Source organism: Rhizobium sp. SVR5-2C (genome assembly GCF_056755115.1).
In genome coordinates, this window is sequence record NZ_JBNDHT010000475.1 from 1 (window position 1) to 253 (window position 253).

Annotated in this window: 1 protein-coding gene; it reads left to right on the forward strand. The window is 56.9% G+C overall.

Annotated features, from left to right (window positions below; all coding sequences use genetic code 11):
* Positions 1-253: class II aldolase/adducin family protein (locus ACPYOI_RS36580; protein WP_481424244.1), on the forward strand; the 253-nt coding region annotated here is incomplete at both ends.

Consider the following 253-nt stretch of genomic DNA (forward strand, 5'->3'; position numbering starts at 1 on the left):
CGGTTCTGCACGTCCATACCGTCAATGCCACGGTCTTGTCGCGGCTGGTCAAAGAGCCTGAGCTGAAGATCACCGGCTTTGAGATGCAAAAATCCCTCTCCGGGCAGAGTACGCATCTGGATACGGTCGCCATCCCGGTGTTTGATAACGACCAGGATATCGACGCGCTCGCCGCGCGCATTGCCGAATACGCTCAGACGCACCCGTTTAGTTATGGTTTTCTTCTGCGCGGTCATGGCTTAACCTGCTGGGG